A 689-nucleotide genomic window follows, 5' to 3' on the forward strand; every position below is an offset into this window, starting at 1 on the left:
GAGAAACCGCGCACGTCGCGCTCGGCGTCGGCCGCTCCGCGCTCGCCGGCGACGGTGGAGAAACGCAGAAAGACCTCCGTCTCCTTGCCGATCTGCGAGAACAGTTTCGCCTTCGAGAAACGGGAAATGTCCTGCGTGACTTTGAACGTGCCGTAGGCGCCCGAGCCCTTGGCGTGGACGACGCGCTCGGGGATGCGCTCGCGGTTCTGGTGGGCGAGTTTCTCGACCAGCTGGTAATCCTGCAGCAGCAGAGGGCCGCGCGAACCCGCGGAGATCGAATTCTGGTTGTCGGCAATAGGCGCGCCGGCCGTGGTCGTCATGGTCGGTTTGGTCATAGCGAATCCCCTTTTATGAGGGGGCGACTTTCTCTCAGCGACTAGAATGAGTCTAATTCGATTGCCTGACTGACACCATCAGATTATCTGATCGTCATGATCACCGTTCGCCAACTCCGCTATCTCGCCGCCATCGCCGAGACGCGCCATTTCGGCCGCGCCGCCAAGCTCTGCCACGTGACGCAACCTGCGTTGTCCATGCAGATCCAGGACCTCGAACAGGATCTCGGGCTGCAATTGATCGAGCGCCGGCGCAACGCCATTTCCTTGACGGCGGATGGGGAGGAAGTGGCCCGGAGAGCGGCGTCGATCATCRCTTCCGTCCTCGACCTGCAAGACTTCGCGCGTCTGAAG

The 689-nt window shown here is 61.8% G+C and carries 2 protein-coding genes; one reads left to right on the plus strand and one right to left on the minus strand.

Translation table 11 applies throughout. The annotated features are described in order from the left end of the window. Positions 1–335: catalase (locus AC1DT3_RS23310; protein ID WP_477467528.1), on the minus strand; the 335-nt coding region annotated here is incomplete at its 3' end. 96 nt (positions 336–431) lie between these two features. Between AC1DT3_RS23310 and AC1DT3_RS23315 the strand changes: the two genes are divergently transcribed. Then, positions 432–689, plus strand: a 258-nt coding sequence (locus tag AC1DT3_RS23315) for a LysR family transcriptional regulator (RefSeq protein WP_477467529.1), incomplete at its 3' end; no start/stop codon positions are given.

The organism is Microvirga sp. P4_G7 (assembly GCF_056401005.1).